Origin of the sequence: Nonomuraea sp. NPDC050691 (genome assembly GCF_040654455.1) — a bacterium.
GTDB lineage: Bacteria > Actinomycetota > Actinomycetes > Streptosporangiales > Streptosporangiaceae > Nonomuraea.
This window is the reverse complement of record NZ_JBFAIA010000002.1, coordinates 153,991-177,637: the sequence shown is the minus strand read 5'-3', so window position 1 is coordinate 177,637 and position 23,647 is coordinate 153,991. Positions and strand designations below refer to the sequence as shown.

Sequence of the window (23,647 nt, the reverse complement as noted above, 5' to 3'; positions counted from 1 at the left end):
TTCTGGTTAGAGTGCTGACAAAGGAGGGGCCACATGCCCGAGGCAGTCATCGTCGCCACCGCCCGCTCGCCCATCGGGCGTGCCTTCAAGGGGTCCCTCAAGGACCTGCGGCCCGACGACATCACGGTGCAGATGATCCAGGCGGCGCTGGCCAAGGTGCCGCAGCTCGACCCGACGACGATCGACGACATCATGCTCGGCTGCGGACTGCCGGGCGGCGAGCAGGGCTTCAACATGGCCCGCGTGGTCGCCGTGCTGCTGGGCCTGGACAACGTGCCCGGCACCACGATCACCCGCTACTGCTCGTCCTCGCTCCAGACCACCCGCATGGCCTTCCACGCGATCAAGGCGGGCGAGGGCGACGTGTTCGTCTCGGCCGGCGTGGAGATGGTCTCGCGGTTCGTCAAGGGCAACTCCGACTCGCTGCCCGAGACCCAGAACCCGCTCTTCGGTGACGCGGTCGCCCGGACGAAGGAGTTCGGCGAGGGCGGCCACACCTGGCACGACCCGCGCGAGGACGGCCGGGTGCCCGACATCTACATCGCCATGGGCCAGACCGCCGAGAACCTCGCCCAGCTCAAGGGCGTCACCCGCCGCGAGCAGGACGAGTTCGGCGTCCGCTCCCAGAACCTCGCCGAGAAGGCGCTGGCCGACGGCTTCTGGCAGAAGGACATCACCCCGGTGACGCTGCCCGTCGGCACCGTGGTGAGCAAGGACGACGGGCCGCGGCCCGGCACCACCTACGAGGGCGTGTCCGGGCTCAAGCCGGCCTTCCGCCCCGACGGCACGGTCACGGCCGGCAACTGCTGCCCGCTCAACGACGGCGCCGCCGCGGTGGTCGTCATGAGCGACGTGAAGGCGGCCGAGCTGGGCATCACGCCGCTGGCCCGCATCGTCTCGACGGGCGTGACCGGCCTGTCGCCCGAGATCATGGGCCTCGGGCCGGTCGAGGCGTCGCGGCAGGCGCTGGCCCGCGCAGGGATGGCGATCGAGGACGTGGACCTCGTGGAGATCAACGAGGCGTTCGCCGCCCAGGTCATCCCGTCGTACCGGGACCTCGGGATCGACCTCGACCGGCTGAACGTCAACGGCGGCGCCATCGCCGTGGGGCACCCGTTCGGCATGACCGGCGCCCGCATCACCTCGACGCTCGTCAACAGCCTCCAGCACCACGACAAGACGATCGGCCTGGAGACGATGTGCGTGGGCGGCGGCCAGGGCATGGCCATGCTCCTGGAGCGCCTCTCCTGAGGGCGTGACGGCCCTGACAGCGCGACGGCCGCCGGGTGCGGGCACCTGGCGGCCGTGGCCGTCGTCCGGCCGGGACGGGGCCGCTCAGCCGCGGACATCCGGGCGGCCGTGCGGGTCAGCCGTGGATGTCGGGGCCGGCGCGGGTGGGCGTGATCCGGAGGACGACCCGCCGCTCGCGTTCCATGGCGGCGCGGTAGTCGTCCCAGTCGGGATGCTCACCCGAGATGTCCCGGTAGTAGGAGACCAGGTGATCCATGGCCTCCGGCAGGCTGACGACCTGCGCCGTGCCGTCCACCTGCACCCACTCGCCGAAGAAGCCGTCGGTGAACGCGCAGATCGACACCTGCGGGTCGCGGCGGACATTCCGTGTCTTGACCGCCGTCTCCCGCGTGCTGATCACGATGTGGCCCTCGGCGTCCACGCCCACCACCACCGGTGAGAGCTGCGGACGCCCGTCGGCGTGCCGGGTGTGGAGCACGGCGCGGTGCGCGCGCCGCAGGAAGTCGCGTGCCTTGTCCAGATCCATCCGTCCATGATGACGCGCCCGAGCCGGCGGCACGGGCGCGTCAGCGGGACTTGGGAGCCTCTAGATGAAGCCCATGCGGTTACGGCGGTGGCGCTCGTGCTCGTGGACGATCGCCGCCGCGTAGCCATGTGTCAGCCCGTGCTCCTGTGCGAGCCAGTTGGCCCGTTCGTCACACCTGAGGAACGATGGGCCGTTGTCGATGGCTTGGAACCACTCGGGGAGTTCGCGTCCCGTTATCGATGGGACCCTTGCGATCAGCTTCGTTTGCGTCTCCGGTGAGTGGTTCAAGGACATGGGCACCTCCACGGAATAAGGTCCTTTGCTTGACACTGCAACACTCAACCCGTGATCGCAACCCCAAAGTCGCCACCACTTCGTTACACGGGGTTCATCGTCGAGCGCTAAGCGAAGGGGCCCCGCCGGATCGGCGGGGCCCCTTCGGGTGTCCGTGCGCGGCTGAGCCGGGGCTCAGTCGCTGTTGGTGAAGTAGCTGATGAAGCGCAGCACCTCGAGGTAGATCCAGACGAGGCTCAGCGTGAGGCCGAACGCGCACTGCCAGGCGAACTTCTCCGGAGCGCCCTGCTTGACGCCCTGCTCGACGGCGTCGAAGTCGAGCAGGAGGAAGAAGCAGCCGAGGAGGATCATCGCGATGCTGAAGATCCAGCCGATCGGGCTGTCGGTGCGCAGGCCGAGGCCGGTGCCGTTGAAGATGGCGACAAGGAGGTTGACCAGCACGAGGCCGAGGGCCGCGACGCCGGCGGCGACGACGTACTTCACCAGCTTCGACGTGACGCGCACGATGCGCAGCGCGTAGACCGTCAGGACGGCGCCGAAGGCCAGTGCCGTGCCGAGCACCGCCTGGATCACGATGCCGGGGAAGCGCGTCTCGAAGAACCAGCTGATCGCCCCGAGGAACACGCCCTCGAAGAGGGCGTAGCCGAGGATGAGGGCGGGGTTGGTGCTCTGCTTGAAGGAGGCGACCAGACCGAGGACCAGGGCGACGATGGCCGAGACGACGGCGACGCCCATGGGGACCTGGAAGTACCACGCCGCCGCGGCGCCCGCGACCAGCACGCCGAGGGTCATGAACCCGCGGACCACCACGTCGTCGAGCGTCATCGTGCGGAAAGCCGGCCTGGCCGGAGGAGCGTACGAGGGGGTCTCGTACATGTTCTGCAACTGCGCGGGGGTCGGGGTGGGCGCGCCCCACCCGGCTGACTGCTGTCGTGTCTTGCTGAAAACCGGGTTCTTGCTCTCCATCTTTGCCTCCTGCGCGCCGAGCCTATGGGACGGGTCGCCGCCTAGGTCGGCTCGCGCTCAGATCTATGTGGTTTCGAGACTTCAACGCGATGACAACGAACGCGGGTTCCGGTGAGTTCCCGGCCACCGTTAGTGAAGGTTCCGGTGAGTTCCCGGCCACCGTTAGTAAGGGAGAAACGCATTTCCCGTGGTAGACGCAGGTGCCCCCGGCGGGATTCGAACCCGCACGTCAACCCTTTTAAGGGGTTTGCCTCTGCCATTGGGCTACGGGGGCGCCGCAATCATACGATTGGGACCATACTTCCGAGGAGCACAACTTCGCATCATGAGTCACAACTGTGAAGTGTGCGGTGAAGTGATAGGGCCCCTGGCACTGTGTCCAGGAAGGGACAGCCCCATCGCATGGTCCCGTAAGTGCGGAATACCCCCGGCCAAGGAGGCATCGGCTTCGATGGTGACGGGATCTCTCGTTCCTCGCAAGCAGTGCAGGTGAGGGCATCGACGGCCGGTGCCGCCGGGCTTCCCGGGCCCGCCGGTCACGGCCGGGCCGGTTCGACGGGGCGGAAGGTGATCTCGGAGTCGAGGCCCGATCCGGTCTCCGCGAGATCGCGCGCGAGGGCCCCGGTGTCGACCGCCCCGGGCAGTTCGACGTCGGCGATGAGCACGTACAGGTGCCCGGTCAGGCGGGTGCTCATGCCGGTGATGTTGCCGCCGACGGCGGCGAGCACGGCGCTGACGGCGGAGATGATGCCCGGCCGGTCGGGGCCGTGGAGGGTCAGCACGTAGCCGTGGCCGCCGGAGGCGCAGCCGAAGCGGCGGCGGGCCTCCACGGCGGCCGCGGTCACCACGAGGTCGCGGGCCCGCAGCCGTTTGGTGATCTCCTCGGCGTCGAGGTCGCCGGAGACCAGGAACATCATCGCGATGTGGCCGCCGAGCAGCGTCATCGTCGAATCGGTGATGTTGGCACCGCACTCGGCCAGCGAGCCGGTGACCGCGGCGATGACTCCGGGCCGGTCGACGCCGAGCACGGTCACCGCTGAGAGCGCCACCCGCGCATCCCCTTTCGTTCGGCAGGACGCGGGCGCCGGAACGCCCCGGCGCGAGGACGCCGGGGCGCTGCCGTGCATGTGCTCAGTGACGCATCGTCGCCACGGCGGCCCGGAATCCGTCACGCGGGTGCTCGACCTCGCCGAGCGAGATCGTCTCCCGCTTGAAGAACAACGCCAGGGTCCAGTCGACGACGACGCGGACCTTGCGGTTCAGCGTCGGCACCCGCGACAGATGGTAGGTGCGGTGCATGAACCACGCAGGGAATCCGCGAAGCTTCACTCCGTAGACGTTGGCCACACCCTGGTGCAGGCCGAGACCGGCGACCGATCCCACATACTTGTGGCGGTAGTCGACCAGTTGCTCCCCGCGGAGGTAGCGGATGATGTTGTCGGCGAGTACCTTCGCCTGCCGCACCGCGTGCTGGGCGTTGGGGGCGCAGTACTGACCGGGGTTGGTCACGTCGGGCACTCCCGCGACGTCGCCGGCGGCGAAGGCGTCCCTGGTGCCGGCGACGGTCAGCGCGGCGGTGGTCTTGATCCGGCCGCGCTCGTCGAGCGGCAGGTCGGTGGAGTTGACGACCACGCTCGGCTTGACGCCCGCGGTCCAGACGAGGGTGTCGGCCTCGAACTCCGAGCCGTCGGAGAGCACGACGTGGCCGCCGACGCACGACTCCAGGCGCGTGTCGAGCTTGACCTCGATGCCGCGCTCGCGCAGCTGCTCCAGCGTCCACTTGCCCATCTCGGGCCCGACCTCGGGCAGCACCCGGTTCGTGGCCTCGACCAGCACCCAGCGGAGGTCGGCGGGGGTGAGGTTGCGGTAGTAGCGGGTGGAGTCCTTGGCCATGTCCTCCAGCTCGGCCAGCGCCTCGACGCCCGCGAAGCCGGCGCCGACCACGACGAAGGTGAGCGCGCGGCGCCGCACCTCGAGGTCGTCGGTCGACTCGGCCACGTCGAGCAGGTGCAGGACGCGGTTGCGCAGCGCGATGGCCTCGCCGACGGTCTTGAAGCCGATGCCGATGTCGGTGAGCCCGGGGATGGGCAGGGTCCGCGAGATGGAGCCGGCGGCCATCACGATGACGTCGTAGGAGACCTTGCGCGCCTCGCCCTCGGCGGGCTGGAAGGTGGCCACGCGGGCGGCGTGGTCCACCTCGGTCACCGTGCCGTTGAGGATCCGCACCTTGGGCAGCACCCGGCGCAGGGGGGCGACCATGTGCCGCGGCGACAGGTTGCCCGCCGCGGCCTCCGGCAGGAACGGCTGGTAGGTCATGTAGGACTGGGGGTCGATGATCGTGATGCTCGCCTCGCCGTTGCGCAGCTCCCGGCCGAGCTTGCGCTGGAGGCGCAGAGCGGTGTAGAGGCCGACGTAACCGCCGCCAACGATCAAGATGTGCTTGTTCATCTGAGGCCCATCTTTCGTGGAGCTTGTGAAAGTATTCACAAGCCTACGCCAGGGTGGGCCGAGAACTCCAATTCGTGATCAATGCAACGCGTCACACCGAGAGCTCGCGGGCCCGGAGGAAGACGTCGTCGAGCATCCGGGCCGTCACGCGGCCGGTGAACGTGTTCTGCTGACTGGGGTGGTAGCAGCCGAGCAGCGTCACCGGCGTCCCCTCGTACGCGATCGCCACCTCGGCCCCGTGCCCGAACGGCGGCCTGACCCGCGGCAGGGTGTGACCGGCCTCCTTCAGCGCGGGCCACACGGCCTGCCAGGCGTAGCCGCCGAGCGCCACGATCACCCGCACCGACGGCGCGGTCAGCTCGATCTCCCGCGTCAGCCACGGGAAGCAGGCGGCCTTCTCCTCCGGCGCCGGCTTGTTGGCGGGCGGCGCGCACCGCACCGAGGCCACCACCCGGGTGCCGATCAGCCGCTGGCCGTCGTCCGCGTGCGTGCTCGTCTCCTGGGCGGCCAGGCCGCAGCGGTGCAGCGAGGCGAACAGCCAGTCGCCGCTGCGGTCGCCGGTGAAGATGCGGCCGGTCCGGTTGCCCCCGTGGGCGGCCGGGGCCAGCCCGGTGATGAGGATGCCCGGGCGCTCGTCGCCCCATCCCGGGACCGGCCGCCCCCAGTACGTCTCGTCCGCGAACGCGCGCCGCCTCACCCGGGCGACCTCTTCGCGCCACTCCACCAGGCGGGGACAGGCCCGGCAGACGGACTGCCGGGCGGTGAGCTCCGCGAGGGTGGTGCTGGTGGCGGCGAGGCGGCGCACGTCCGCGGGGTCCTGGGCGACCGGCGTGTCAGCCGTCGCCGGGTCGCCGGGCCAGCCGGTGCCGGGAGGTACGAAGCTCATGCCTCCGATGGTGCCCGATCAACGGGACCGCTTCGGCGTGGGCGTGGCGCTCGGCTTCCCGGGGGTAGCCGTGGCCGTGGCGTCGGCGGGGGTCGGCGCTTCCGTGGCACTGGCCGTCGCCCCCGGCTCCGCGGTCGGCATCAGCGGCGCCGACGAGGCGGTGGGGCACGGAGGCGGTGCCGTGGCAATGGCAGTGGTCTCATCGGTCGTGTCCGGATCGGCGACCAGCGGCAGAGGGTAGCGGTTGAGGATGGGCTCGCCGCAGGACCGGTCGACCGAGTAGCCGTAGTTCTCCGGGTGGGTGATGACCGGGTTGCCGTCCTGGTCGTAGAGGTAGACGTCGGTCAGCGGGGTGCCGTCCTTGGCGTACGGCTTGATGTTGTAGACCTCGCCGTCCACTCCCGAGGCGGTCTCCATGATGATGCGGGGGTCCGCCTGGATGTTCCTCAGCTGTCGGCGGTCGCTGGCGAGCTCCGCGGCGCCCACGAAGCCGCCGAACAGCGCCAGCCCGGCCACCACGTTGACGGAGACGGCCAGCACGCGCGTCATCCGGTCGCGGGTGCGCCTGCCGAACCACACCGACGCCCAGACGGCCGCGGCGACCATCACCCACTCGGCGGCGTTCTCGGGCGTGAGGTGGTCGTGGCCGCCGCCCGCGAGGTTGGCCAGCAGCATGGCGACGACATAGCCGCGCAGCACCCACCACCCGGGCCGTAAGTCGGGCAGGAAGCCCACCAGAGCGCGGTAGGGCGCCTGCCGGAGCAGGGCGGCGTGGAGATCCCCCAGGCGCCTGCGGAGCTCCAGGCGGCGTCTCTGGCCGCTCGCCGGCCGCCCCCCGTAGGCGGCGGCGAGCTCCTCCGCGTAGGCGGCCGGCGGTCCCAGCCGCTCCTCCAGCGGCACGTCCGACTCGGCCGCGATCTCCGCCAGGTGGTCGTCCAGGTCCTCCAGCAGTTCCTCCCGGTCCGGATGGCCGGCCAGGGCATCCCGTACGGCCTGCGCGTACGCTGCGATGCTTGTCATGCGTGTCCCTCCTTGACCAGGGATGCCATGGTGGCGGCGAACGAGGCCCAGATCCCGGCGTAGGAGGCGTACATGCGCCTGCCGGTGTCGTTCAGCCCGTAGTACTTGCGGTGCGGCCCCTCGTCGGAGGCCACCACGTAGGAGTTGAGCGCGCCCGCCTTGAAGAGCCTCCGGAGCGTGCCGTAGACCGAGGCGTCGCCCACTTCCTCCAGGCCCGCGTCGCGCAGCCGGCGCACGACGTCGTAGCCGTAGCCGTCGCGCTCGGCCAGGACCGCGAGGACGGCCAGGTCGAGCACGCCCTTGAGGAGCTGGGTGCTATCCACGCGACGCACACTACTGTGGTTTGCGCAGTACTGCCAACAAAAGAAAACCGGATGGCGTCACGGGGACGCCATCCGGTTCAGATCATCCGGTGTGCCGAGCCGTTCAGCCGGCCACCGGCTTCGGGCAGACCGCCGAGAAGGCGGCGTTGCCCGAGGTGGCGGAGTTGGGGCTCACGACCACGAGCTCGATGTTGCCCTTGGTCTCGGTGGCCTTGTGCGTGCCGCCGACGCCCCAGGTCACGTCAAGGCTGCCGTTCACCTCACGGGTGAGCTCGCCGCCGTCCTTCTGGCCGTTGACCAGCCAGTAGTACTTGACGGTGGTCGCACCGGTGGTGGTGAGGGTGGCCTTGAAGTCCACGCCGGGGCCGCGCTTGTCAGCGCACATGTCGTTGCGCTGGCCGGTCTGGGAGACGGCCGACACCGAGACGGTGGGCTTGGGAGCCTGGCAGGCGGCGTACGACTGCGTGATCGAGTCGTGGCTGCCCGCACCGGACACCGTCAGCGTGACCTTGCCGCCCTTGGTGGCGTCACCCGCGAGCACCCGGTCCGCGAGCGTGACGGTCCGCGAACCGCCGTTGGCGGAGAAGTACTCGGAACCGCTGTCCACGGCCTTGCCGTTCACCCACCACGTGTACTCGACGCGGCCGCGGCCGGTCGAGCTGACGGTGGCGTGGGCGCCGACCTTGCAGCCGTCGTTGTTGGTCGCGGTCACCAGGTTCGAGACCGAGACGCGGGTGTCCGGGGCCTCGTCCTTGCACAGGACCTTGTAGTAGGCCCGGTTGGAGGACTCGCGGTCCGGACCGAGGATCTCCAGCTGCGCGTAGCCGCGCTGGCTCTCCCGCGGGGAGATGCCGAAGCCGACCCGCTTGGTGTCGTAGACCTTGGTCTTGCCGTAGTCGACGACCCGGCCGTTCAGGACCCAGCGGTACTTGACCCAGGTGGGGTCGCTGACCCGGATGACGCCGTTGAAGTCGACCTTGTCACTGGAGGTGTTGCAGGAGCCGACGTAGGTGCTCGGGCTCGCCCAGACGCGCGCCGAGACCTCGGGGCCCTGCTCCTCCTCGATGACGATCGGCTTCTGGCAGCTGACCGAGAAGTAGCCCTTCTTGGAGGTCGCCTTGCGCGGGCCGAGGACCTGGACGGCCTCCCAGCCCTTGACGTTCTCCTCGAACTTCAGCTTCTCGGACACCTTGACGTACTTGGCGCCGTGGCCCTTGAGCTTGACCGTCTTGACCTTGCCCTTGGAGCCGTCCCCGTGGAGCCAGCGGTAGGCCAGGGTGGTCTTGCCGTCGACGGTGACCTTGATCTTGGAGGACACGGTCACGTTGACCGGGCAGGACCCCTCGTAGTCGCCCGTCGAGGCCTTCGGCGTGGAGATCGAGACCTTGGGGGACTTCGAGGCGGTCGCGGCGGCGGCCAGGGCCGCCTTGCCGGCGGCGGGCGCCGGGGCCGCGACGGGGGTGGCGGCCTGGGCCGGGCTGGCGACCAGCGCCGCGACCATGCCCGCCAGCACGGTGGCGGAGGCGCCGAACGCCGCAGCCTTACGCGCTAAGGGAGAGGACTTCATGTGAGAGTGCTCCATTCCGTGAGGGAAAAGATGCGCTCGGGAACGGTCGCCACGCCGGCACTACCTGTGCACGGCAATATGGCAAAGCCCCCGTTTTGCCCCTTTACCTAAGCACAAAACTGATTGCACGCTCAACACGAACGCGAAGATGAAATGTCCAGATTTACCGGGTTTTCAGATCAGAGACCAGGCAATTCCATCCAAGATGTCGTGTTCACTGACCACGACCTGGGAAAACGCGAAACGCCGCACGACGCGGTCCAGGATGAGCGCCCCCACGCCGATGACGTCCACCCGGCCGGGATGCATGACCGGAATCGCGGCCCGCTCACCATGGGTCATCGCCAGCAGCCGCCGCGTCACCTCGTGCACCGTCTCGGCGTCGATCCGCGCGTGGTGGATGCGCGCCGGGTCGTACTCCGGGAGGTCCAGGGCGATGCCCGCGACCGTCGTGACCGAGCCGGCCAGACCCACCAGCGTGTGCGCCCGCTCGACCGGCACCGCCTCGGTCACCTTGTCGAGCGCGTCCTCGATGTCGGCCACCACGGACTCCAGCGCGGTCGCGGACGGCGGGTCGCCGGCGTCGCGCAGGTGCCGCTCCGTGAGCCGCACGCAGCCGATGTCGACCGACAGGGCGGCCTCCGCGTGCGCGGAGCCGAGCACGAACTCGGTCGAGCCGCCGCCGATGTCCACCACGAGGTACGGCGGCATCGGCCCCTGAGGATGCTCGGTCTCGGGCGACAGACGGACCAGCCCCCTGGTCGCGCCCGTGAACGACAGCTCCGCCTCCTCCGAGCCGGTCACCACCTCCGGGTCCACGCCGAAGATCTCGCGCACGCCGGCCACGAACTCGTCGCGGTTGGCCGCGTCACGCGTCGCGCTCGTCGCCACGACCCTCGTGCGCTCGGCCCCATGCTGGTCGATCAGCTTGCGATATCCGCGCATCGCGCCGAACGTGCGCTCCAGCGCGTCGGCGGCCAGCCGGCCGGTCCGGTCGACGCCCTGTCCCAGACGCACGATCTCCATCCGCCGCTCCACCTCGGTGAGCGTGTCGTCGGAGACGTCCGCGATGAGCAGACGTACGGAGTTGGTGCCGCAGTCGACGGCGGCTACACGCATGGTCCGTCACTCCACCAATCGGGGAGGGCATCGAGCGCCTCCCTGCCGAACGGGTTGGTCCCGGGGACCGCCAGCTCGTGCGCGACGAGCGCGTGCAGGCACTTGACCCGCAACGGCATGCCCCCCGTGCTCTGCATGCCACGAGGAAGCGGTTCCATGCCCTCCTCCTCGGCCGCCTTGTCGCGCCTGGCGACGTAGTCGTCGTGCGCGGCCTGGTAGGCGGCGGCCAGCTCCGGGTCGCCGGCCAGCCTGGCCTGCATCTCCCTCATCAGGCCCGAGCCCTCCAGCGTGCCGATCGCCGAGGCCGCCCGCGGGCAGGTCAGGTAGTACAGGGTCGGGAACGGTTCACCGTCCGGCAGGCGCGGCGCGGTCTCGACCACGTCGGGGTTGCCGCACGGGCAGCGGTGCGCCACCGCGCGCAGCCCCCGCGGCGGCCGGCCGAGCTGCCGGCGCACCGCCTCCACGTCCCGCTCGGCGACCCGGCCCTCGCCGGCCTCGTTCTCAGGGCTTTCCAACGCTCTCCTTCTCCCCTGTGCCCACCTGGTGGCCCTTGCCCGAGTCGGCGGCCTCGACGGACCGCCAGAGCGTCTGGTACCACGGCGGCGGCGCGGCGGGCTGCTTCACCGTGGCGGGCGTCCTGCCCTCGTCGGCGTCCATCACCACGTAGCACTTCTCGCCGGCGCCGCAGTAGTGCAGCCGCTCCTTGGCCGTGCGCTTGATCCAGTTGGGGTCGCGGATCTGCTGCACCCGCGCCTCCAGCGTCCGCCGGTCCGCCTCGACCCGCGCCTTCTCCGCCTGCAGCGCCGCGATGGCGCGGCGCTGGGCGATGTACTCGCGCACGGGGTAGGCGAGGCTCATCGCGATCGCGCACACCACGACCGCGAGAATGGCGGCCCGGCCGGTCAGCTGCGGTCTCCTGGCCATGCTGCACCCCCCTCACATCGAGCCCGCGTGGCGGGCCCGGGCACGGGCCCGCGGTCGATCGGCGGCCGCGGGGACCGTACCCGAAACTAGCGGCGGAAACGCGGGAACGCCGCGCGACCCGCGTAGCGAGCGGCGTCGTCCAGCAGCTCCTCGATGCGCAGCAGCTGGTTGTACTTGGCCACGCGGTCGGAGCGGGCCGGGGCGCCGGTCTTGATCTGGCCGCAGTTGACCGCGACCGCGAGGTCGGCGATCGTCGTGTCCTCGGTCTCGCCCGAGCGGTGGCTCATCATGCAGCGGTAGCCGTTGCGGTGGGCCAGGTCGACGGCGTCGAGCGTCTCCGACAGGGTGCCGATCTGGTTGACCTTGACCAGCAGCGCGTTGGCGGTGCCGCTGCCGATCCCGCGCTCCAGCCGCTCGGGGTTGGTCACGAACAGGTCGTCGCCGACGAGCTGGACCTTGTCGCCGAGGGCCTCGGTGATGGCCTTCCAGCCCTCCCAGTCCTCCTCGTTCAGCGGGTCCTCGATGGAGACGAGCGGGTAGTTGTCGACCAGCTCGGTGTAGAAGGCGATCAGCTCCTGGGCCGACATGCCCTTGCCGTCGATCGTGTAGACGCCGTCCTTGTGGAACTCGGAGGCGGCCACGTCCAGGGCCAGCGCGACGTCCTCGCCCGGGGTGTAGCCGGCCTTCTCGATGGCGACCAGGATGAGGTCGAGCGCGTCGCGGTTGGACGGCAGGTTGGGCGCGAAACCGCCCTCGTCGCCGAGGCCCGTCGCGTAGCCCTTCTCCTTCAGCACCTTCTTGAGCGCGTGGTAGACCTCGGTGCCCATGCGCACCGCCTCGCGGAACGTCCCGGCCCCGATCGGCGCGATCATGAACTCCTGGATGTCCACGTTGGTGTCGGCGTGGGCGCCGCCGTTCAGGATGTTCATCATCGGCACGGGCAGCACGTGCGCGTTGGGGCCGCCGAGGTAGCGGAACAGCGGCAGCTCGGCGCTGTCGGCGGCGGCCTTGGCCACGGCCAGCGAAACGCCCAGGATGGCGTTGGCGCCCAGCTTGGACTTGTTCGGCGTCGCGTCCAGGTCGATCATGATCTGGTCGATGATGCGCTGGTCCTCGGCCTCGACGCCGTGGATCTCATCGAAGATCTCGTCGGTGACGGCGAGCACGGCCTTCTCCACGCCCTTGCCGCCGTAGCGCTCGTCGCCGTCGCGCAGCTCCACGGCCTCGAACTGACCGGTGGAGGCGCCGCTCGGCACGGCCGCCCGGCCGCTGCTGCCGTCGTCGAGGACGACCTCGACCTCAACCGTGGGGTTGCCCCGGGAGTCGAGGATCTCGCGGGCGTAAACGACCTCGATGGTAGCCACGGGATGCGCTCCTAAGTCGAAAAGGCAATATGCCTTCAGAGCCTATCGGTAGCCCTACCGACCGGCCCGCAGGGTCCACGCGCGCATGGCGCCGCCGACCGCCGCGACCAGGCCCGGACGCCCGTCGATCGGGCCCGCGGCCAGGGCCGTGACCGGGGCGGCGCCTCCGCTGGTCCCGGCGGACCCACCGGCTTCTTGGGGCAGGAGCGTGGCGACCCGCTCGCACGTGCGCGCGTCCCACACGCGCAGCCCGCCGCCGGCCGGCTCTCCGGCGCCGGCCGACGCCCCGGCGGTGCCGGACGTTCCGTCCCCTCCGCGCGTCCCGGCGGGTCCAAGGGGGCCCTCTCCTCCTCGGCGGCCGAGGGCCGGGCTTCGGGCCGCTTGTCCAGGCAAGCGGCCAGCAGCGAGCGCAGCGGCTCGTCCACCTCCGAAAGGTCGGGCTCCTCGGTGAGGATGCGGTGCATCACCGCCGGGATGGACTCCCCCGCGAACAGCGACCGGCCCGTGGCGGCGTACGCCATCGTGGCGGCCCAGCCGAACATGTCCGAGGCGGGCGTGGCCGGCTCGCCCGCGATCTGCTCGGGCGACATGTACCCCGGCGTGCCGACCACCGTGCTCGCGGAGGTGATCGTCTCCATGGCCCTGGCGATGCCGAAGTCGATCACCCGGGGCCCGTCGGGCCCGCACAGGACGTTGGCCGGCTTGAAGTCGCGGTGGACGATCCCGGCCCGGTGGATGGCGGCCAGGGCGGCCACCGTGCCGACGGCCAGCCGGTCCAGCGCCCCGCCCATCCGAGGTCCCTCGTCCGCCACCAGCTCGCGCAGCGACGGCCCGGGCACGTACTCGCTCACGATGTACGGCCGGCCGTCGACCAGGCCCGAGTCGATCACCCTGGCGGTGCAGAACGCGGCGACCCTGCCCGCGATGACGCATTCCTGGAGGAACCGCCGCGTGGCCCGGTCGTGGCCCATGAGCCGGGCGTGCAGCACCTTGACCGCGACCCGCCGGCCGGCGTCGTCCTCCCCCAGGTAGACGGATCCCTGGCCACCACCGCCCGGCGCCACCGGATCACGTGATCCCGGCGAGCGGCCGGGCGGGCAGCACGAGGAGGGGTGGGGAGGGGACGCGGTACGAGGAGGGGTGGGGAGGGGACGCGGTCAGGACGGGGAGGGCGGCTGGGACTCCCAGGCGAGCACCCGGTCGCGGTAGGCGCGGGCCGCCGCGCGCAGCTCCGCCTCGGGGTCCACCCCGGCCTCCTGCGCCCGGCGTACCAGATCGAACAGCTCCCGCCCGAGCCCCTGACCGATCCCCGCGGCCAGCGCGTCCGGAGCGCCCCCGCGCCCGGCGCGCCGCAGGAGCTGGGCCGCGAGCGACAGGGCCGGCTGGCCCAGCGGCACCCCGTCCAGCACGGACGGCTCCTCGTTCCTGGCGGCCCGCTCGGCGGCCTTGATGGCCTCCCAGTTGTCGTTGACCTGGTCGGCGCTGTCGGCCCGCACCGAGCCGAACACGTGCGGGTGCCGCCGCACGAGCTTCTCGACGATCCCGGCCGCCACGTCGTCCACGTCGAAGCCCTCGGCCACCCGCGCGTGGAACACCACCTGGAGCAGCAGATCGCCCAGTTCCTCGCGCAGCGCCCCGTGGTCGCCCTGCTCGATGGTCTCCAGCACCTCGTACGCCTCTTCGAGCAGGTACGGCACCAGCGACTCGTGGGTCTGCTTGCGGTCCCAGGGGCACTCGGTCCGCAGCCGGTCCATGACCGCGACGAGGTCGAGCACCCGGGCGCCCGGCAGGTCGTACGAGCCGGGCACGACCTCGATCAGCGGCGGCTCGTCCAGGGCGATCGCGGCGTGACCGACCGCGCGCATGAAGTCCTCGTCGTCCTCGGCCAGCCACACCACGGTCTGCTCGACCGCCTCGCGGGCCAGCCGGGCGGCGTCGGGCTCGACGACCGTCACCTCGATCCCGGCCTCGGCGAGGTACGGGAGCTGGGGGTGGGACGCGGAGCCGGCGAGCACGCGGCCGGAGCGCAGCGCCTGCCACGCCTGGTGGCTGAGCAGCCCCGGGGCGACCCGGGGCGAGCTGGTGACGACGATCAGCGGCATGGGCTAGCCCTGCTGCTGCGCGGCGCCCTGCGTCGAGGCCTTGCCGAAGCGGCCGGCGTCGGCGAACAGGCCGGGGTTCGTCTGCGACCGCTGCGCGTTGAGCACTCCGTAGCGCGGGCTGTAGGTGATCGGGATGGTCGCGGCCTCCTTCTGGATCCGCTCGCTCCCCCGCTGCTGCGCCGCCTGGTCGGTGCCGCCGCCGTACTGGGCGAGCAGCTTCTGCAGGCCCACCGAGATGCGCATGAAGCGGCGGCCGTTGCTGGGCGCCATGCCCTGGGAGACCATGTACTGCTCGAAGCTGCCGCCCTGCTGGGTGGCGCCGTTGATGGCCTGGTCGACCTCGGCGTCGGTGACGTTGACCTTGGCCTTCTCGACGAGCTGCTCGGCCTGCTCGATGTTGGCGAGCTGGTAGAGCACCACCTCGGCCGTGGAGCCGGGGATGCCGAGCGACTGGGTGGTGAGCCCGCTCTTCGCCAGCGCGGCGTCGTACTCCTTGACGTTGCGCTTGAGGTCGCCGGCCGAGATGCGCTCGTTCCCGACGACGGCCGCGGCGCCGGCCTCCATGGGCGCGGAGCAGGCGGTCAGCGCGAAGAGGCTCGCCCCTGCCGCTGCGGCGGCCACAGCCATTCGAATCGACTTCACTTACGTCCCTTTCCGACAAAAACCCGGCGCTAGCTTACCCGCATGGGCTCCAGGAACAGCGCCTCGACGAGATCACCACACCACTTGAGCAGGTCCAGGTCACGCAGCGGCTGCCCGCCCAGCGGCTTCGTCTTGGGCACGGGCACGAGCAGCGTCTCGGCCGCGTGCTTGTAGACGGCCTTCTTGTAGAGCCGGTCGAGCCGCACCTGCTGCGACTCGCGCAGGCTGACCGGGCCGAACTTGATGTTCTGCCCCTGCAGGGTGACGTCGGTGAGCCCGGCCTGGCGTGCCTTGAGCCGGAAGCGGGCGACCTCCAGCAGGTTGTCCACCTCGACGGGCGGCCGGCCGTAACGGTCCGTGAGCTCCTCGCGCACCTCGTGGATGTGGATCTCCGAGGCGATCGCGGCGATCCGCTTGTACGCCTCCAGCCGCAGCCGTTCGGAGGTGACGTAGTCGTGCGGGATGTGCGCGTTGATCGGCAGCTCGACCTTGACGTCGTGGACCTCCTGCTGCGGCTCGCCGCCGGAGAGCTTGGCCTTCTGCTCCTCGACCGCCTCGGCCATCAGGCGGACGTACAGGTCGAAGCCGACGCCCGCGATGAAGCCGGACTGCTCGGCCCCCAGCACATTGCCGGCGCCGCGGATCTCCAGGTCCTTCATCGCGACGTACATGCCGGCGCCCATCTCGGTGTGCTGGGCGATGGTCGCCAGGCGCTCGTGGGCGGTCTCGGTGAGCGGCTTCTCCGGCGGGTACAGGAAGTACGCGTAACCGCGCTCCCGGCCCCGCCCGACCCGGCCGCGGATCTGGTGGAGCTGCGACAGGCCGTAGTTGTCGGCCCGGTCCACGATCAGCGTGTTGGCGTTGGGCACGTCGAGCCCGGACTCCACGATCGTGGTGGAGACGAGCAGGTCGTACTCCCGCTCCCAGAACCCCACCATGATCTTTTCTAGCTGGTGCTCGTTCATCTGCCCGTGGGCCACGGCGACGCGCGCCTCGGGCACGAGCTCGCGCAGCCGCGCGGCGACCTTGTTGATGGAGGCCACGCGGTTGTGCACGAAGAAGATCTGGCCGTCGCGCATCAGCTCGCGCCGGATCGCCGCCGTGATCTGCTTCTCGTCGTACGGCCCGACGAAGGTGAGGATCGGGTGCCGCTCCTCCGGCGGCGTGAGGATCGTCGACATCTCGCGGATGCCGGTCAGGCCCATCTCCAGCGTGCGCGGGATCGGCGTGGCGGACATCGCCAGCACGTCGACCTGGGTGCGCAGGTGCTTCATGGCCTCCTTGTGCTCGACGCCGAAGCGCTGCTCCTCGTCGATGATGATGAGGCCGAGGTCCTTGAAGCGCACCTCGGGGCTGAGCAGCCGGTGGGTGCCGATGACGACGTCCACGGCCCCCGAACGGAGCCCTTCGAGGGTGCCCTTGACCTCGCCGTCGGTCTGGAAGCGGGAGACCGGCTTGACGCTCATGGGGAAGCCGGAGAAGCGCTCGGTGAACGTCGACAGGTGCTGCTGGACCAGCAGCGTGGTCGGCACGAGCACCGCCACCTGCTTGCCGTCCTGCACCGCCTTGAACGCTGCGCGCACGGCGATCTCGGTCTTGCCGTAGCCGACGTCGCCGCAGATCAGCCGGTCCATCGGGACACCGCGCTCCATGTCGCGCTTGACCTCGTCGATGGCTTCGAGCTGGTCGCCCGTCTCGGCGTAGGGGAAGGCGTCCTCCATCTCGCGCTGCCAGGGCGTGTCGGCGCCGAAGGCGTGGCCGGGCGAGGCCATGCGCGCGGAGTAGAGGCGGATCAGCTCGCCGGCGATCTCCTTGACGGCCTTCTTCGCCCGGGACTTGGCCTTGGCCCAGTCGGCGCCGCCCATCCGGTTGAGGGTGGGCGCCTCGCCGCCGACGTAGCGGGTGACCTCGTCGAGCTGGTCGGTGGGCACGTACAGGCGGTCGCCCTTGGCGTACTCGATGACGAGGTACTCGCGGGTGGCGCCCTGGACGGTGCGCTGGACCATCTCGACGTAGCGGCCCACGCCGTGCTGCTCGTGGACCACGTGGTCGCCGACCTTGAGCTGGAGCGGGTCGACCATGTTGCGCCGCCGGGACGGCAGGCGCCGCATGTCCTTGGTGGACGCCTTCTGCCCCACCAGGTCGAGGTGGGTGAGCACGGCCAGGCCGGGCGTGACGAAGCCGTGCTCGACGAGCCCGGTGGTGACGTGCACGACCTTGGGCTCCGGCGGCTGGTCGAGGTGGGTGCGGAGCCTGGCCGGCACGTCCACGCCCTTGAGCACCTCGACCAGGCGCTCGGCCGGGCCGTGGCCCTCGCTGATGAGCACGACCGCCTTGTCCTCGGCGAGCCAGCCCTTCACGTCGGCCAGCGCCCGCGCGGTGTCTCCGCGGTACGCCTCGGAGTCGTGGGCGTCGAGCTCGACGCCCTCGCCGAACGGCGCCAGCGACCACCACGGCTGCCCGAGCACGTCGGCGCGCAGGCGGATCTCCTCCAGCGTGCGGAACGCCGCCGCGCCGAGGTCGATCGGCGCCTCGCCACCGGCCGCCGCGTTGATCCAGGACGCCTCCAGGAACTCCTGCGAGGTGTGCACGAGCTCCTCGGCGCGGCCCCTGATGCGCTCGGGGTCGCACACGAACACCGCGGACCGCGCGGGCAGGTGGTCGATCAGCAGGTCCATCTCCCCGGCGAGGACGGGCGCGAACGCCTCCATGCCCTCGACCGGCATGCCCTCGGCGAGCTGGTCGAGCACCTCGGCCAGCGCGGGGTGCTGCGCGGCCAGCTCCCTGGCCCGCGCCCGGACCTCGCCGGTCAGCAGCAGCTCACGGCAGGGCGGCGCGAACAGGCCGCCCTCGGCCGCCTCCAGCGAGCGCTGGTCGGCCACCTTGAACCAGCGGACCTCCTCGACCGTGTCGCCCCAGAACTCCAGGCGCAGCGGGTGCTCCTCGGTCGGCGGGAAGACGTCGAGCAGGCCGCCGCGCACCGCGACCTCGCCGCGCCGCTCCACCATGTCGACGCGGTGGTATCCGTTGTCGACCAGCCGCGCCACGACGTCCTCGAGATCGGCGTCGTCGCCGGCCCGCAGCCGGATGGGCTGGAGGTCGCCGAGCCCCTTCATGATCGGCTGGAGCAGGGCGCGCACGGGCGCCACGACCACGCTGAGCGGCCCGGCCGCCGGGTCGTCCTTGACCGGGTGCGCCAGCCGCCTGAGCACCGCGAGCCGCTGGCCCACCGTGTCGCTGCGCGGTGAGAGGCGCTCGTGCGGCAGCGTCTCCCAGCCGGGGAAGACGGCGACGGCCGAGGGGTCGATGAGGCTGGTCAGCGCGGCGGCGAGGTCCTCGGCCTCGCGGCCGGTCGCGGTGACGGCGAGCACGGTGCGCTGGTCGTGGCCGGAGAGCGCGGCCACGGCGAACGGGCGCAGCGCCGCGGGAGCGACCAGCGCGACGTCGCCGCCCTCATCGAGGGCGGCGGCCAGCTTAGGGTCGGCGGCAACAAGGTCAAGCAGTCCGGAAAGACTCATCAGATACGCCCACAGCCCCACGACGGCAACACGACTACCCCCGGCCGGGTCAGGTCGCGGGGGTCTCAGCCATCAAGGGTACTTGGCGGCGGGGCCCCGGTGACCGCGTACCCGGGCACGGACGGCCAGCGTACGGTCAGGACCACCGACTCCTCCTCGGCCAGCCACGAATGATCCACCCCCGGCCCCCACACCACGTAGTCGCCGCGCCGCTCCAGCAGGACGCTGCGGCCGGGCAGCTCGACCCGGAAGCGGCCGCTGACCAGGACGAGCAGCGCCGTGCGGCGCTCGCCGGTCACCCAGGCGGCCCGTTCCTGTCCGGCCGGGTGGACACCCCACTTGATCTCGACGTCCTCGCTGTGGCGCGGGTCGCCGTACGGCTTGAAGTGCCCGAGCAGCCAGCCGTCGTCGGCCGCGCCGTCGTCGCCGGCGTTCCCCACGTACACGGAGTCACCCATGTGGGGGGAGGCTAGCCGACCCCCGCGACGGGCACGTCGGCGAGGGTGTGCACGGTGCGTCATATGATGGCCACTGTGAGTAGCACGTCTGATCTGCGACCGGTCGCGGCGCCGCGCGACCTCTTCGTCCAGCGCCTGCGCGAGCAGTGGGCCGAGCAGCTCGGCCGCCGCCTCGACGTGCTGGTCGCCGGCTGCCTGCACGACGAGCCGGCGACCCTCGACCGGATCGAGGCGCGCCTCACCGGCGTCGACGAGGACCTGCCGGTGATCAGGAGCGTGACCGCGGGGCGGACCGACCTGGCCAGGTGCCTGCTGGGCGACCTGCGCTCGGCGCCGATCCGGCCGAGGTCGTTCGACGTCATCCAGCTGTCGTTCCTGCTGGAGCGCATCCACCACGCCGAGCTGGTGCTCGACCGGCTGCTCCAGGCGCTGCGGCCGGGCGGGCTGGTCCTGCTGCGCATGCGCGACCGCCGCTCCGCGTACGGGCTGTGCGAGCGGCTGGCCCCGTGGTGGCTGCGCCGCCATCTGTCGGCCGGCGGCGCGCCCGGCCCCCTGCCCGCCGTGTACGAGCCGCTGACCTCGCGCGACGGGATTCACGCCTTCTGCCTGAGCCGCGGGCTCATGATCACCGATGACGAGATCGCGGCGAGCGCGCCGCCGCTCAGCCCGCTCGGGCACGCCGCCGTGACGCTGGCCGCCAGGCTGACCCGGGGCCGCTGCCCCTCGACGCACGACGAGATCACCATGGTCATCAAGAAGCCGCAGAACCACTTCGCCCGCCTCATCTAGCGACACGCGCGAGACACCCGCTAGACTCCTTTCCTACCAATTCAATCGGAATAGTTGGGATGGCGCAGACGTGGAGTGGACCCCCGAGGCGCGGGAGCTGGCCGACCTCGAGCTGCTGCTGTCCGGGGCGTTCGAGCCGCTGACGGGCTTCCTCGGCCACGACGACCTGCACGCGGTCCATGAGCGCGGCACCCTGGCCGACGGCACCCCCTGGCCGGCGCCCGTCACCCTGCACCTGCCCGAGGATGCCGCCCCGGGTGACGAGGTCACGCTGCTCGACCCGGAGGGCGTCCCGCTCGCCGTACTCACTGTGACCGAGCGCGGGCACGGCGGCCTGGCCGCCGGCCCCCTCCGCGGTCTCGGCGCGGCCGAGCACGGGCCGTTCGCCCGGCTGCGGCGCGCGCCCGCGGAGGTCCGCGAACTGCTCGCGGGCCGCGCGGCCCTCGCCGTCACGATGCGCGGGCCGCTCGACGACCTCACCCTCACCGAGGTGACCGCCACCGCCAAGGAGCTCGACGCGGTGATCGTGCTCCTGCCCCTGTCGTACGGCGAGCCCGGCCCCGCCGTGGTCCGCGCCGCGCTGAAGGCCAAGGGCAAGCTCCCCGAGGACACCCTGGTCGTGCCCGTGCCGCTGGCGCCGCGCGAGGAGCCCGAGCTCGACCTGGAGCTGCGCGAGCACGTCGCCACGGCCTACGGCGCGGCCGAGCACCTGGCCGGGCCCGAGCCGGTGAGCATCCCCGGCCCGCCGCACCGGCGCGGGCTCGTGGTGTTCTTCACCGGCCTGTCCGGCTCCGGCAAGTCCACGATCGCGCGCGGCCTGCGCGACGCGCTGCTGGAGCTGGGCAGCCGCACCGTCACCCATCTCGACGGCGACGTGGTGCGCGCCCTGCTGTCGAAGGGCCTGACGTTCTCCAAGGCCGACCGCGACCTCAACATCCGGCGCATCGGCTTCGTCGCCGCCGAGGCCGCCCGCCACGGCGGCCTGGCCATCTGCGCGCCCATCGCGCCCTACGCGGCCACCCGCGAGGAGGTGCGGGAGATGGTCGAGTCGGTGGGCGCCGACTTCCTCCTGGTCCACGTCGCCACCCCGCTGGAGGAGTGCGAGCGGCGTGACCGCAAGGGCCTGTACGCCAAGGCCCGCGCGGGGCTGATCCCCGAGTTCACCGGCGTCTCCGACCCGTACGAGGAGCCCGACGACGCCGACCTGGTCATCGACACCACGCACATCTCGATCGAGGCGGCCGTCTCCCAGGTGCTGGGGACGCTGCGGAGCGGAGGATGGGTCCGTTGATTGATCTCCCCCTGATCGCCGGTTCCTTTCTCGTCGCCGTCGTCGTCGGCCTGACCGGCATGGGCGGCGGCGCCCTCATGACCCCGATGATGTTGCTGTTCTTCAACGTGCCGCCGCTCGCCGCGGTCTCCAGCGACCTGGTGGCCTCGGCGGTCATGAAGCCGGTCGGCAGCTTCGTCCACCTGCGCCGCGGCACGGTCAACCTGCGGCTGGTGGGCTGGCTGTGCGCGGGGTCGGTGCCGGCGGCGTTCTGCGGGGTGTTCGTGGCGCGGGCGTTCGCGGTGGGCGACGGCGTGAAGTACGCCCTCGGCGTCGCGCTGCTGCTCGCCGTGGCGGGCCTGGCCGCGAAGACCCTGCTGGGCGGGCGGGGCGGCATGGCGGAGGCGACCGAGATCGTCGTACGCCCGATCCCGACCCTACTGGTCGGTACGGTAGGTGGCTTGATCGTCGGCGTGTCGTCGGTCGGGTCCGGGTCGCTCATCATCGTGGCGCTCATCGCGCTCTATCCGATGCTCAAGGCCAACCAGCTCGTCGGCACCGACCTCGTGCAGGCCGTGCCCCTGGTCACCTCGGCCGCCCTCGGCCACCTCCTCTTCGGCGACTTCCAGCTCCACCTCACCGTGTCGCTGCTCATCGGGTCGATCCCCGGCGTCTACCTCGGCGCCCGGATCTCCTCCCGGGCGCCCGGCGGCCTCATCAGGGCCATGCTCGCGGTCGTGCTGCTCGCCTCCGCGCTCAAGCTGCTGAACGTCGGCAACACGCCCACCCTCTGGGCGTTGGCCGGGGCCGTCGCCGTCATCGTCGCCGGACGGGTGTGGCAGGTCAGGGCAGCGGCACGGGCGTCGAGCGGAAGTGCGGATCTCGTGCGAGCTCGCTGAAGGCCCGCCCGGCCGCGGGCTCGGCGTCGAAGCGGGTGTCGCCGCGCGGCGCCCGCGGCGAGTCGAAGTACACCAGCGCCTTGATCTGCGGGTAGCGCCGCATCTGGGCGCGTACGGACTCGAAGAACGCCCGCTGGAACGCCCGGTCCTCGCCCCGCAGGAACGCCCCCCACTCGGCCACCATGACCGGCTTGCCGGGGAAGCGGAGCTGTGTCCACCGGTAGAAGCCCGGCCAGCGGGGGTAGTCCGGCCGGGTCTTGTTGACCAGGCCGTCGAAGTCGCGCACCCGGTCGTCGGCGTACGGGTCCATGGCGACCCAGTCGACCACGTCGTCCCCCGGGTACAGCTTCTCGAACCACGGCTTCGACGCCCAGTTCGGCGCCCCCATGTACGTCATGACCGTGACCGCGTTGCGCACGCCCTTCTCGCGCAGCCGCAGCACCACGTGGCGGTACATCGCCGCGTAGTCGGCCGCCTCCATGCCCGAACCGGGGCCCGGGCGCACGTCGTCCTCGGGCTCGTGGTGGATCGTCAGGAAGAACCGGTCGGGGAACGCGCGCCGGACGTGCGCCGCCAGGCGGTCGATCCGGCCGTCGACGGCGCCGTCGGCGATCTCCGCCCACGTACGGTCCACCGAGGGCTTCCAGTTGACCAGCAGCAGGCGGGGATGGGCCGGGTCGCGGGCCAGCGATATCTCCCGGCCGGTCGGGAACAGCTCCTTGCCCCGGTGGTAGACGTGGACCACGTCGGCCCTCGCGTCCATGCGGGTCTCCGCGCCGCGCAGCGCCTTGTCGACGGGCGCGCCGGTGAAGATCTCGGGCGCCACGCCCCACCAGGCGCCGCAGGACGGGATGAGCTTGTCGGTCACGGCACAGGCGGCGGGGCCCGCGGGCGCCGTCGCCCCGGTGTTCTCTTCTCCGGGCGTACGCTCGCCGCCGGCCGGAGTGCCCACGCCCGCCCGAGGACCCCCCGCCTCCCCGGCGCCCGCGCAGGCCGTCAGCGCGGACACGAGCAGGAACGCCACGGCCGCGGAGGCGCGGCGGCGCTCCGTTCCCTCGCCCGCCCCCAACTTCTTTCTTCGCATCACATATGAATGGCGTGAATTGTCAGATGGCAGCACGACAGCCCGCCCCTCTCACCGGAAGACCCCCGACACATCAAACCTGAACCATGCCATGTGATTCTCATGAACGTCAGCCGGTGCCGGTGTTCCCGCTGGTGACCCCAGGTGCGAGCCCGCTATTTCGCACCGAAATTTCGGTTTATGGAAGGGCAATCCCC

The 23,647-nt window shown here is 71.3% G+C and carries 23 protein-coding genes and 1 tRNA gene; 4 read left to right on the top strand and 20 right to left on the bottom strand.

All coding sequences use genetic code 11. From position 1 onward, the window contains the following. Nucleotides 1–33: 33 nt before the first annotated feature. Nucleotides 34–1,251 carry an acetyl-CoA C-acetyltransferase gene (locus AB0H81_RS01780; RefSeq protein ID WP_358367754.1) on the top strand — a complete coding sequence of 406 codons (1,218 nt, stop codon included), beginning with the start codon at nucleotides 34–36 and terminating at the stop codon, nucleotides 1,249–1,251. Nucleotides 1,252–1,366: 115 nt separating this feature from the next. Here AB0H81_RS01780 and AB0H81_RS01775 read toward each other — a convergent pair whose 3' ends face one another. From AB0H81_RS01775 to AB0H81_RS01685, 19 genes are all read right to left on the bottom strand, one after another. Beyond that, entirely contained in the window at nucleotides 1,367–1,777 is a 411-nt protein-coding gene (locus tag AB0H81_RS01775; RefSeq protein WP_358367752.1) for a PPOX class F420-dependent oxidoreductase, read from the bottom strand. A gap of 60 nt (nucleotides 1,778–1,837) precedes the next feature. After that, a complete protein-coding gene (locus AB0H81_RS01770) occupies nucleotides 1,838–2,071 on the bottom strand; it encodes a DUF4287 domain-containing protein (RefSeq protein WP_175592802.1) in 234 nt (77 codons plus the stop codon). 174 nt (nucleotides 2,072–2,245) lie between these two features. Further along, nucleotides 2,246–3,037 (bottom strand): Bax inhibitor-1/YccA family protein, encoded by a 792-nt coding sequence (locus tag AB0H81_RS01765; protein ID WP_358367749.1) that lies wholly within the window; start codon nucleotides 3,035–3,037, stop codon nucleotides 2,246–2,248. Between the two features lie 201 nt (nucleotides 3,038–3,238). Then, nucleotides 3,239–3,311 (bottom strand) — tRNA-Leu (locus AB0H81_RS01760). A 262-nt stretch (nucleotides 3,312–3,573) separates the two neighbouring features. Beyond that, nucleotides 3,574–4,086: an ACT domain-containing protein gene (locus AB0H81_RS01755; RefSeq protein ID WP_358367747.1), complete on the bottom strand. Its 513-nt coding sequence runs from the start codon at nucleotides 4,084–4,086 to the stop codon at nucleotides 3,574–3,576. A gap of 82 nt (nucleotides 4,087–4,168) precedes the next feature. After that, nucleotides 4,169–5,485 (bottom strand): NAD(P)/FAD-dependent oxidoreductase, encoded by a 1,317-nt coding sequence (locus AB0H81_RS01750; RefSeq protein ID WP_358367744.1) that lies wholly within the window; start codon nucleotides 5,483–5,485, stop codon nucleotides 4,169–4,171. A gap of 91 nt (nucleotides 5,486–5,576) precedes the next feature. Next, nucleotides 5,577–6,371, bottom strand: a complete 795-nt coding sequence (locus AB0H81_RS01745) for a uracil-DNA glycosylase (RefSeq protein WP_358367742.1) — start codon at nucleotides 6,369–6,371, stop codon at nucleotides 5,577–5,579. 18 nt (nucleotides 6,372–6,389) lie between these two features. Then, nucleotides 6,390–7,391, bottom strand: a complete 1,002-nt coding sequence (locus tag AB0H81_RS01740; protein ID WP_358367740.1) for a hypothetical protein — start codon at nucleotides 7,389–7,391, stop codon at nucleotides 6,390–6,392. Continuing rightward, nucleotides 7,388–7,714, bottom strand: coding sequence for a PadR family transcriptional regulator (locus AB0H81_RS01735; RefSeq protein ID WP_358367737.1), 327 nt, complete (start codon nucleotides 7,712–7,714; stop codon nucleotides 7,388–7,390). The genes AB0H81_RS01740 and AB0H81_RS01735 overlap by 4 nt, the downstream gene beginning before the upstream one ends. Before the next feature lie 103 nt (nucleotides 7,715–7,817). Then, nucleotides 7,818–9,281, bottom strand: a complete 1,464-nt coding sequence (locus AB0H81_RS01730) for a hypothetical protein (RefSeq protein ID WP_358367735.1) — start codon at nucleotides 9,279–9,281, stop codon at nucleotides 7,818–7,820. 174 nt (nucleotides 9,282–9,455) lie between these two features. Beyond that, complete coding sequence (locus AB0H81_RS01725) at nucleotides 9,456–10,400, bottom strand: Ppx/GppA phosphatase family protein (RefSeq protein ID WP_358367732.1); 945 nt, start codon at nucleotides 10,398–10,400, stop codon at nucleotides 9,456–9,458. Continuing rightward, nucleotides 10,391–10,915, bottom strand: coding sequence for a DUF501 domain-containing protein (locus tag AB0H81_RS01720; protein WP_358367730.1), 525 nt, complete (start codon nucleotides 10,913–10,915; stop codon nucleotides 10,391–10,393). The genes AB0H81_RS01725 and AB0H81_RS01720 overlap by 10 nt, the downstream gene beginning before the upstream one ends. Further along, nucleotides 10,902–11,324 carry a septum formation initiator family protein gene (locus AB0H81_RS01715; RefSeq protein WP_175592812.1) on the bottom strand — a complete coding sequence of 141 codons (423 nt, stop codon included), beginning with the start codon at nucleotides 11,322–11,324 and terminating at the stop codon, nucleotides 10,902–10,904. The genes AB0H81_RS01720 and AB0H81_RS01715 overlap by 14 nt, the downstream gene beginning before the upstream one ends. An 86-nt stretch (nucleotides 11,325–11,410) precedes the next feature. Next, nucleotides 11,411–12,688: a phosphopyruvate hydratase gene (eno, locus tag AB0H81_RS01710; protein WP_358367727.1), complete on the bottom strand. Its 1,278-nt coding sequence runs from the start codon at nucleotides 12,686–12,688 to the stop codon at nucleotides 11,411–11,413. 35 nt (nucleotides 12,689–12,723) lie between these two features. Beyond that, a complete protein-coding gene (locus AB0H81_RS01705; RefSeq protein ID WP_358367724.1) occupies nucleotides 12,724–13,752 on the bottom strand; it encodes a serine/threonine-protein kinase in 1,029 nt (342 codons plus the stop codon). 93 nt (nucleotides 13,753–13,845) lie between these two features. Further along, nucleotides 13,846–14,790 carry a MazG family protein gene (locus AB0H81_RS01700; protein WP_358367721.1) on the bottom strand — a complete coding sequence of 315 codons (945 nt, stop codon included), beginning with the start codon at nucleotides 14,788–14,790 and terminating at the stop codon, nucleotides 13,846–13,848. Nucleotides 14,791–14,793: 3 nt separating this feature from the next. Continuing rightward, entirely contained in the window at nucleotides 14,794–15,432 is a 639-nt protein-coding gene (locus AB0H81_RS01695; RefSeq protein WP_358367718.1) for a SurA N-terminal domain-containing protein, read from the bottom strand. Nucleotides 15,433–15,461: 29 nt separating this feature from the next. Then, nucleotides 15,462–18,950, bottom strand: a complete 3,489-nt coding sequence (gene mfd / locus AB0H81_RS01690; protein WP_358367716.1) for a transcription-repair coupling factor — start codon at nucleotides 18,948–18,950, stop codon at nucleotides 15,462–15,464. 65 nt (nucleotides 18,951–19,015) lie between these two features. After that, entirely contained in the window at nucleotides 19,016–19,408 is a 393-nt protein-coding gene (locus AB0H81_RS01685) for a signal peptidase I (protein WP_358367714.1), read from the bottom strand. Nucleotides 19,409–19,483: 75 nt separating this feature from the next. Here AB0H81_RS01685 and AB0H81_RS01680 point away from each other — a divergent pair, with 75 nt between their 5' ends. The 3 genes from AB0H81_RS01680 to AB0H81_RS01670 all read left to right on the top strand — a co-directional run bounded on the left by AB0H81_RS01680 (nucleotide 19,484) and on the right by AB0H81_RS01670 (nucleotide 22,366). Next, nucleotides 19,484–20,197, top strand: a complete 714-nt coding sequence (locus tag AB0H81_RS01680; protein ID WP_358367712.1) for a methyltransferase domain-containing protein — start codon at nucleotides 19,484–19,486, stop codon at nucleotides 20,195–20,197. Nucleotides 20,198–20,267: 70 nt separating this feature from the next. Then, nucleotides 20,268–21,488, top strand: coding sequence for an adenylyl-sulfate kinase (cysC, locus tag AB0H81_RS01675; protein ID WP_358367710.1), 1,221 nt, complete (start codon nucleotides 20,268–20,270; stop codon nucleotides 21,486–21,488). Then, nucleotides 21,485–22,366 carry a sulfite exporter TauE/SafE family protein gene (locus tag AB0H81_RS01670; protein WP_358367707.1) on the top strand — a complete coding sequence of 294 codons (882 nt, stop codon included), beginning with the start codon at nucleotides 21,485–21,487 and terminating at the stop codon, nucleotides 22,364–22,366. Before cysC ends, AB0H81_RS01670 begins: the two co-directional genes overlap by 4 nt. On the opposite strand, the gene AB0H81_RS01665 is transcribed toward AB0H81_RS01670, so the two are convergent. Then, complete coding sequence (locus tag AB0H81_RS01665) at nucleotides 22,311–23,450, bottom strand: hypothetical protein (RefSeq protein ID WP_358367704.1); 1,140 nt, start codon at nucleotides 23,448–23,450, stop codon at nucleotides 22,311–22,313. The two genes, AB0H81_RS01670 and AB0H81_RS01665, sit on opposite strands and share 56 nt — an antisense overlap. Nucleotides 23,451–23,647: the final 197 nt, after the last annotated feature.